Origin of the sequence: Microbacterium sp. B35-04, assembly GCF_010634885.1 — a bacterium.
In the GTDB taxonomy this organism is placed as follows: domain Bacteria; phylum Actinomycetota; class Actinomycetes; order Actinomycetales; family Microbacteriaceae; genus Microbacterium.
Map to the genome: position 1 here is coordinate 1 of NZ_MWLP01000112.1, position 9239 is coordinate 9239.

General features: G+C 71.2%; 8 protein-coding genes. All 8 read left to right on the forward strand.

Going from position 1 to position 9239, the window contains the following annotated elements; genetic code table 11:
- The first annotated feature begins 104 nt into the window (after window positions 1-104).
- A complete protein-coding gene (locus B1729_RS18950; protein WP_163634344.1) occupies window positions 105-407 on the forward strand; it encodes a hypothetical protein in 303 nt (100 codons plus the stop codon).
- On the forward strand, window positions 404-1531 hold the full coding sequence (locus B1729_RS18955; RefSeq protein WP_163634346.1) for a hypothetical protein: 1128 nt from the start codon (window positions 404-406) through the stop codon (window positions 1529-1531). Before B1729_RS18950 ends, B1729_RS18955 begins: the two co-directional genes overlap by 4 nt.
- A 4-nt stretch (window positions 1532-1535) precedes the next feature.
- A complete protein-coding gene (locus B1729_RS18960; protein WP_163619695.1) occupies window positions 1536-2162 on the forward strand; it encodes a hypothetical protein in 627 nt (208 codons plus the stop codon).
- A 10-nt stretch (window positions 2163-2172) separates the two neighbouring features.
- Window positions 2173-2841, forward strand: coding sequence for a hypothetical protein (locus B1729_RS18965; RefSeq protein WP_163619693.1), 669 nt, complete (start codon window positions 2173-2175; stop codon window positions 2839-2841).
- Window positions 2842-2923: 82 nt separating this feature from the next.
- Window positions 2924-4618 (forward strand): Ada metal-binding domain-containing protein, encoded by a 1695-nt coding sequence (locus B1729_RS18970; protein ID WP_163619691.1) that lies wholly within the window; start codon window positions 2924-2926, stop codon window positions 4616-4618.
- Window positions 4615-5127, forward strand: a complete 513-nt coding sequence (locus B1729_RS18975; protein ID WP_163634348.1) for a methylated-DNA--[protein]-cysteine S-methyltransferase — start codon at window positions 4615-4617, stop codon at window positions 5125-5127. The genes B1729_RS18970 and B1729_RS18975 overlap by 4 nt, the downstream gene beginning before the upstream one ends.
- Before the next feature lie 464 nt (window positions 5128-5591).
- Window positions 5592-7430: an ABC transporter ATP-binding protein gene (locus tag B1729_RS18980; RefSeq protein ID WP_163634350.1), complete on the forward strand. Its 1839-nt coding sequence runs from the start codon at window positions 5592-5594 to the stop codon at window positions 7428-7430.
- Window positions 7427-9239 (forward strand): ABC transporter ATP-binding protein (locus B1729_RS18985; protein ID WP_163634352.1); only part of this gene is annotated, 1813 nt, incomplete at its 3' end. The genes B1729_RS18980 and B1729_RS18985, both read left to right, overlap by 4 nt.

Consider the following 9239-nt stretch of genomic DNA (forward strand, 5'->3'; position numbering starts at 1 on the left):
GCAGCTCGCCGGCGGCTGAGCCGCGCTCACGTCACGAAGCTCGAGAGCCTGACCGGAGCGCCGCGCGCAGCGGCCTCCGGTCGGGCCGTTTCGGAGGGAATGCGATGACGGATGTGCGGATCGACTTCGACGCGATGAGCGCGAGCCGGCACGCGTACGCCAACATGCGGACGATGCTGGAAGACGCCACCGGCGCGCTCGCGAACGTGTCGGGTTCGGCGGTGCCGCAGGACGAGCTGCGTCGGCGACTGGAAGACCTTCACGAGTCGTGGGGTGGCGGCATGAAGAAGCTCGCGCGCTACGCGGAGGACGCCGGTGCCGGTCTCGAGGGCATCCTCGAGGCGTTCCAGGGACTCGACTCCGAGCTCGGCGCGAGCATGGTGCCGCAGGAAGGAAGCTCGGCGTGACCGATTTCACCGCGCTCGGCTTCGACCCCGCACCCGGCGACATCGCGACGCTCGAGGGTCATCTCGACGCCCTGTCGGCGGGCTGCGACGGCGTCGGCGACGCGCTGGCGATGCTCGACGGTGGCGACGACGCCGACTGGGTCGGCCTCTCCGCCACCGCGTTCCGCGCCTCCATGAGCGAGGACTTCCGTCCGCAACTGTCGGACACCGGCGAGGCCCTGCGCACCTCGCGCGACGCGCTTCGCACCTGGACCACACAGCTCACCTCCTTCCAGCAGCGCGCACGCGTGCTCGCCGAAGAGGCGGATGCCGCCGCCACCCGGATCGCGTCGTGCGAGAACGCACATGCCACCGCTGTGGAGCACAAGGACGATGACGACGCCGATCCCGACGCGGTGTCGGATGCGGCGCTCGCGCTCGGCAGCGCCGGCGCCGAGCTCGACCAGATCCGTGCCGAGGCGCGGTCTCTGAAGACCGAGGTCGACGACGAGGCCGCCGCGGCCGCTCGTTCGCTGAACGACGCCGGCGGCATCCTCGACGGCTACGCGGGCAACGCGTTCTCGAACTTCTTCGGCGACGCCGGGGAGTGGCTCGCCGACACCGGCGCCTGGCTCATGGACAACGTGGTGCCGATCCTCGAGGACATCCTCCGGGCGGCGCTTCCGGTCATCGCGATCCTGTCGCTCTTCTTCCCGGCGCTGGGCGCGGTCGCCCTCGTCATGTCGGGCATCCTCGTCGCGATCGACGGGCTTCAGGCGCTCACCGGACGCGGGGACTGGACGGACTTCGCGGTCGGCGCGCTCGGCATGCTCGCAGGCGGCGCCCTCGGCATGGCGGCGAAGTCGCTCATCGGTCCGGGTGGGCAGGTGCTGATCCCCTCGATCCAGCGCATGACCCCCGCGCTGGCCGGCGGCGGGACCGCGGCCGGATCGCTCGCCGTCGCGCTCAACGTGAACATGCAGAACCTGGTCTCGAACACCTACTGGACGATGTCGCAGGCCAAGGACGCGCACGACAACGGACAGAGCTTCGTCGAGAGCCTGAGCGGTCCGTGGCAGAACCTGGGGGAGCGCGTGGACAACACGATCCGCGGCAACGGACCCCGCACCGACGAGGAGCTCTGACCCCATGACCCCGACGACCGGTGACCGCGTCTGGCAGCGCCTGCCGCAGGGCTGGATCGAGTTCCGGGCGTTCGGCGATCGCACCCCCGACGAATGGCTGGAGTGGTATCTCGCGAGCGGTGAGGGCTGGCTCCCGGACGAGGCGCGGACGGCGATCGTCGAGGGCTTCCGTTCCGGCGTCGCCGCCTTCGCGGGGACCGACTTCGACTTCGCGGGCGTCTCGCTCACCGCGGGCGAGCGACCCGCCGCGTCGTTCCTCTGCACCAATGTCGTGCGCGCGGCGCCGGGCGTCGAGGTGCCGGCCACGGCATTCCATCGGCTGTTCCCCCTCGTGCGCTTCGGCGAGGACGCGGGCGCCGAGACCTTCACCGCGCCGGACGGCCGCGTCGGGACCGTCGCCAGTGGCCGGCTGCTCACGGGCGGCATCCCGAACGTGGCGACCGTCGGCGAGCTGCTTCTGCCGGATGACGGCGGAACCGTCCTCGTCATGGGGATGTGCTCGGACCCGTCGCAGCGGGCAGAGCTGGCACTGCTGACCGCCTTCGTCCTGTCGACCACGCAGGTGCTGCCCGAGGGTGTCGAGCCGGCGCTGCCGGTGGCCGATTCCGGCGCCGCGCAGCGCACCGCGTAACCTGACGTGCATGGCTTTCACCCTCATCCGGCCGGAGTCGCGCCCCTGGATCGGCGGTGCGCCGGCGGATGACGTCACCGTCGCGGAGGCCGACCGTGTCGCGCTGCTTCTCCGCGGCGACTACCAACGGTGGTCGCGATGGGCGTTCGGGCTCGCCGCGTTCGTCGTCACCGCGGTCGGCGTGTTCGTCGGCGTGGGGATGGTCGATGCGATCGTGCAGCTGGGACAACCCCCGGCGCTCATGGACCTCGTGGTGACGGTCGTCGCCGCGATCCTCGCCGGGATCGCGGTCACTGCGCTCGTGCGGCTGTGGCTCACCGGACGTGCGCTCACGACGAGCGCCGCCGCGTGGCTCCGCGCACCGTTCCGGGCAGGTTCGCGGCAGCGCCGCGCCGGGGGGTGGGTGCAGGCGCGAACCGTCTATCTCGAGCCGCGCAACCTCGTGAGGCTGCTGACGTCCTCGCTGGCGTTCCTCACCGCGATCTTCGGCATCGCAGCCGCGGTTCGCGACCTCGCGGGGGGTGACTTCAACGGCTTGTCGGCCGCCGCGTGCCTGATCGGCCTGATCGCGCTCGCGTGCGGGCTCGGCCAAGCGGGCGGTGTGCTCCGCATCGGAGCCGGGATCGCGGAGGGCGATCCGCTCTGGAGCCGCATCCGCTCCGCCTTCGCCCCACGCTGAGGTGCCGTCCGCCCCGGAGCGGCCGAACAGCCGTGTCCGATTTCCGCCAGCGGGTGTCGGGGGAGCGTGTCAGGCTAGGGACATGAGCCTGACCATGACGGCCGACGCGGCGGGCGTCGCATCCATGTCATTCGATGAGCGCTACCGCGCGATCGACTCGCGTGATGTCCGCTTCGACGGGCAGTTCGTCACGGCGGTGCGGTCCACGGGCATCTACTGCCGTCCGAGCTGCCCCGCACGCACGCCCAAGCCCTCGAACGTGACGTTCTACCCGACGAGCGCGGCCGCGCACGAGGCGGGCTATCGGGCCTGCAAGCGCTGCCTGCCCGAAGCCGCGCCGGGGTCGCCGCAGTGGAACCTCCGCGGCGACACCGCCGGTCGCGCCATGCGGCTCATCGCCGACGGCGTCGTCGAGCGCGAGGGCGTCCCCGGCCTCGCTCGGCGGCTCGGATACTCCCCGCGGCACCTCACGCGACTGCTCACGACCGAACTCGGCGCCGGGCCGCTGGCACTCAGCCGTGCGCACCGGGCGCAGACGGCCCGCATGCTGCTCGTCGGCACCGACCTGCCGGCCGCCGACGTCGCGTTCTCGTCGGGGTTCGCGAGCGTGCGCCAGTTCAACGACACCGTCCGGGAGGTGTTCGGGATGCCGCCGCTCGAGCTGCGCGCGCGACGCCGGCCGGCGCGGCCCGGCGAGCGACACGACGCCGCCGCCGCACCCACGGCGCCCGGGGTCACGATCGACCTCGCACTCCCGCACCGCGGTGCGCTCGACGCCGCGGGACTGTTCGCATGGATGGCGGCCCGTGCGGTACCGGGTGCCGAGGCCGCCACCGCCTCGACCTTCGCCCGCACACTGCGACTGCCGCACGGGCCTGCGTGGTTCGAGCTGCGCCTCGACGACCTGGGCCGCGTGCGGCTGCGCGCCGCGCTGACGAACCTCGTCGACCTCTCGACCCTCGTCACCCGCGCACGTCGCCTCTTCGACCTCGATGCCGACCCGGACGCGGTGGACCAGTCACTGGCGCGGCATCCCGAGCTCGCGCCGCTCATCGCCGCGCTGCCCGGCATCCGGGTTCCGGGCGCTGCCGACCCGCACGAGATGCTCATCCGCGCGATGGTCGGCCAGCAGATCACGGTCGTCGCCGCACGGACTGCCCTCACTGCCCTGACCGCGGCGCTCGGCGAGGAGGTGCCCGCCTTCGCAGGGATGCTCCCGGCTGCGGGCGCGGCCGCCGGGGCGAGCTCGACGAGCGCGGAGGCGCAGGCGGCGGGCGAGGCATCCACCCCCGTCCGCCTGTTCCCGACGATGGCGGCGATCGCGGAGCGCGGCCACGAGGTGCTGCGCGGTCCCGCCGCCCGCATCCGCGCGATCACGGGTGCCGCGACCGCGCTCGCCGACGGCACGCTCACACTCACCCCCGGCGACGACGGCGCCGAGCAGCGCGCCGCGCTCCTGGCGATGCCCGGCATCGGCCCGTGGACGGCCGACTACGTGCGCATGCGCGTGCTCGCCGATCCCGATGTCTTCCTGCCCGGCGACGTCGCGGTGCGCTCCGGCGCCGCCGCGATCGGCCTTCCCGCCGAGCCCCGGGCGCTCGACGCCTGGGCCGCCGGCACCGCGCCGTGGCGCAGCTACCTCACCGCGCACCTGTGGCGCGCGGTGCCGCCCAAGGCATCCATCTCCCGCGCGACCACCGCCTCATCCCTCAAGAACGCCGCCCCATCCGAGAAGAACACCGGCCCGTCCGACAACACCACCGGAGGCATGTCATGACCACCGCGACCATCCAGACCATCGACACCCCCGACGGTGCCTTCACGATCCTCTCCGACGACTCCGCGCGCGTGCTCGCCTCGGGCTGGACCGCAGACCCCGCCACGATCCTGGCCCGTCTCGCGGCGCGCGATCGTCCTTCGGCCGTCGAGGCCGGACGGACGGATGCCGCCGCCGCCGTCGTCGCGTACTACGACGGCGATCTCACCGCCATCGACGACGTCGCCGTGTCGCAGCAGGGCACCGCGATGCAGCTTGCCGGGTGGGATGCGCTGCGCCGCATCGCTCCGGGCCGCCCGTTGACGTACAGCGAGTTCGCCACGGAGCTCGGGTCTCCGAGCGCGGTGCGTGCCGCGGCTTCCATCTGCGCCCGCAACGCCCCGGCGCTCTTCGTCCCCTGCCATCGCGTGCTGCGCACCGACGGCACGCTCGGCGGGTTCGCGTGGGGGCTGCCGGTCAAGCAGCGGCTGCTCGACCGTGAGGCGGGTGTTCCGGCGCTCGTCGCCTGAGTCCCCGACATCCCGGGCCGTCCGCTGGCGGTCCGGGATGCCGTGCGTGTGGTGGGCACTCCGCGAGCATCTTCCGGGGAGGCGGAAAGCGCTTGTTGTGTTCAGCGATCTCCCAGGTATACGCTGGAGGGCTGGCGTGTCGTTTCGGCGATCGCCGGTCCCCGTCCCACGTTCAAGGAGGAAGCCATGTCTCAGGCCGTCGTCACCACGAAGCCGATTGTCTTCCTGCCTGTTCTCGGGACGCTGCGCGTCGCCCTCGAGGGATAGTCCCCGGGCCGACCTCCGCCGATCCGCCGCGTCCGCGGCGCCGCCGCTCGCCACACCGCGCGGCATAGGATCACGAGCTCCCGCGTTCTGGCGCACAGGACGCCTTTCCGGCGACCCCGCACGCTGTCTGTGCGGTGCGCCGTTCCCGCCGTTCCCGCGGCATCGACACACCCCCGCCACACCACTCGTCAAGGATCATGACTACGTCTTCCGCTGAGAGACTCTCCACTCCCCGCGCGCTCGCGCGCCTTCTTCCCTTCGCCAAACCCGTGCTGCCGCGACTGACGATGGGCGCCGTCAGTGCGCTCTTCGCCAGCCTGCTCGCACTGGCCATCCCGCTCGTGCTCGAGCAGATCGTCCAAGGCCCCATCGCCTCGGGCGACGTCACCGCGATCTGGTGGGGGGCGGGAGCGATCCTGCTCCTCGGCCTCGCCGAAGCCGGCATGGTCTGGCTGCGCCGGTGGTTCGTGCTCGCGCCCGCGACCCTGGTCGAGTACGACCTGCGCCAGACCTTCTACTCGCGCCTGCAGCGCCTACCGGTCGCCTTCCACGACCGCTGGCAGTCGGGTCAGCTGCTCAGCCGCATGATGCAGGACATCAGCATGCTGCGCCGCTGGCTCGCGTTCGGTCTCGTGCTGCTCGTCGTGAACGTCCTCACGATCGCCGTGGGAACGGCGCTGCTGTTCCGCTGGCACTGGCTGCTCGGCACCATCTTCCTCGTCACCTCCGCGCCGCTCTGGTACGCGGGCTACCGGTTCGAGAAGTCCTACGGAACGCTCGCACGGCAGTCCCAGGACCAGGCGGGCGACCTCGCGACCTCCGTCGAGGAGAGCGTCCACGGCATCCGCGTTCTCAAGGCGTTCGGCCGGGGCAAGCATGCGCTCCAGCAGTTCACGCGCCAGGCCGAGACGCTGCGCGAGACCGAGCTGCGCAAGGCGCGCGCGGTCGGCTGGATCTGGTTCTGGCTGGTGCTGCTCCCCGACATCGCGTTCGCACTGTGCCTGGGTGCGGGCATCTACCTGACGGCGATGGGGCAGCTGCAGGGCGCGGAGCTCATCGCGTTCTTCGCGATGGCCACCGTGCTGCGCTGGCCGATGGAGTCGATCGGCTTCCTGTTCTCGTTCCTGCTGGACGCGCGCACCGCGACCGACCGCCTCTTCGAGGTGTTCGACGAGGAGAACACGATCGTCGACCCCGAGAACCCGGTCTCGATCGAGCGTCCGCAGGGCGAGCTCGTCTTCGAGGGCGCGCACTTCCGCTACCAGGATGCGGCGTCCCACGAGCGGGATCTGCTCGACGGCGTCGACCTGGTGCTCCGTCCGGGGGAGACCATGGCGCTCGTCGGCCTGACCGGCTCGGGCAAGACGACGCTCACGACGCTGCCGACGCGCCTCTACGACGTGACCGGCGGGCGGGTCACGCTCGACGGCGTGGACGTGCGCGACCTCACGCTCAAGGAGCTCCGCCGGCACATCGGCATGGCGTTCGAGGACGCGACGCTCTTCTCGCAGAGCGTGCGGGACAACGTGCTGCTCGGGCGCGAGGACCTCGTCCCCGGCAGCGACGAAGCCGAGCACGTGCTGCGCGAGGCGCTCGGTGTCGCACAGGCGGGGTTCGTCGACGATCTGCCCGACGGCGTCGACACGATCATCGGCGAAGAGGGGCTGTCCCTCTCGGGCGGTCAGCGTCAGCGGCTCGCGCTCGCGCGCGCCGTCGCGGCTCGTCCGGCCGTCCTGGTGCTCGACGACCCGCTGTCGGCGCTCGACGTCGACACAGAGGCGCTCGTCGAAGACGCTCTGCGCCAAGTCCTCTCCGAGACGACCGCGCTCGTCGTGGCGCACCGCCCCTCGACCGTCATGCTCGCCGATCGCGTGGCGCTGCTGGAGGCCGGGTGCGTGACGGCGGTCGGCACGCACTCCGAGCTGCTGCGCACCAGCAGCCACTACCGACACGTGATCTCGAGTCTCGAGGTCGAGGAAGCACGCATGCAGGCAGCCCGACAAGCTCACGAACCGATGGGGGAGGTGACCCTGTGAGCACCACAGTGACCGGAACGAGCGGCGAAGACCGCTCCGACTACACCCGTGCCGAGAGCAAGGAGATCCGCAGGCGCTCGCTGCGTCTGCTGGGCTCGCTCATCACCCCGGTGCGCGGGCAGCTGATCCTCGCCGGCGTCGTGCTGGTGATCTCGACGGCGCTCCGCGTCGCGGGTCCCTGGCTGATCGGCATCGGCATCAACAACGCCCTGCCCGCCGCGGTGGAGCAGATGGACTGGATGCCGACGATCCTGGTCGTGCTGGTCTACCTGGCGACGGCGCTCGGCGGCGCCGCCCTCATCGGCTGGTACGTCGTGGTGGCCGCACGCCTCACGCAGGCGGTCATGCTCGACCTGCGCAAGCGCATCTTCCTGCACACGCAGCGGCTGAGCCTGGAGTTCCACGAGTCCTACACGTCTGGCCGCATCATCTCGCGTCAGACCAGCGACCTCGACACGATCCGCGAGCTGCTCGACGGCGGCCTCAACGAGCTCGTCTCGGGCATCCTGTACGGCGCCTTCACACTGGCGGCGCTGTACATGGTGGACTGGCAGTCCGGCGTGATCCTGACCGTCATGGGCATTCCGCTGTACCTGCTCATGCGCTGGTTCTACTCGCGCTCGCAGCTGGTGTACCGGGAGTCGCGCGTCATCAGCGCCAAGGTCATCGTCAAATTCGTCGAGACGATGACCGGCGTCCGCGCCGTGAAGGCCTTCCGCAAGGAGGACCGCAACGACGAGGAGTTCGGCGCCGTGGCGATGGACTACCGCGACGTGAACATGCGGTCGATCCGCCTGTTCGGCACCTTCGAGCCGGGGCTCATGGCCGTGGCGTCGCTGACCCTCGCGGTCGTGATCGCGTGGGGCGGCATCCGTGTCGTCGACGGGGCGATGGAGATCGGCTTCCTGCTGTCCGCCGTGCTCTATGTGCGGAACTTCTTCTCGCCGCTGCAGGAGGTCGCGTTCTTCCTGAACTCGTACCAGTCGGCGACGGCCGCGCTCGAGAAGGTGTCGGGCGTGCTGGAGGAGGAGCCCACCGTTCCCGACCCGAAGCACCCGGTCGACCTCTGGACGGCGAAGGGCCACCTCGAGTTCCGCGACGTGGAGTTCGGCTACGGCAACGGGCGCACCATCCTGCCCGACTTCTCGCTCGACATCCCCGCCGGGCAGACGATCGCGCTCGTCGGCACGACGGGCGCCGGCAAGTCGACGCTCGCCAAGCTCGTGTCGCGGTTCTACGACCCGACGAGGGGCGCCGTGACGCTCGACGACGTCGACCTGCGGTCGCTGCACCCGAAGGACCTCCGCCGTGCGATCGTCATGGTCACGCAGGAGGCCTACCTGTTCAGCGGCACGGTCGCCGACAACATCGCGCTCGGCAAGCCCGACGCGACGCTCGACGAGATCAAGGCCGCGGCGAAGGCGGTGGGAGCGGATGCCTTCATCGAGGCCCTTCCCGACGGCTACGACACCGACGTGAACAAGCGCGGCGGCCGAGTGTCGGCGGGGCAGCGTCAGCTGGTCTCGTTCGCGCGCGCCTTCCTCGCGAACCCGGCGGTGCTCATCCTCGACGAGGCGACGGCGTCGCTCGACATGCCCTCGGAACGGCAGATCCAGGATGCCCTGCAGACCCTGCTCGCCGACCGCACCGCGATCATCATCGCGCACCGTCTGTCGACGGTCGCGATCGCCGATCGCGTGCTGGTCATGGAGCACGGCCGCATCATCGAGGACGACGCCCCGGACGCGCTGATCGGCGGCGGCGGCAAGTTCGCCCAGCTGCACAGTGCTTGGAGGGAGTCGCTGGTCT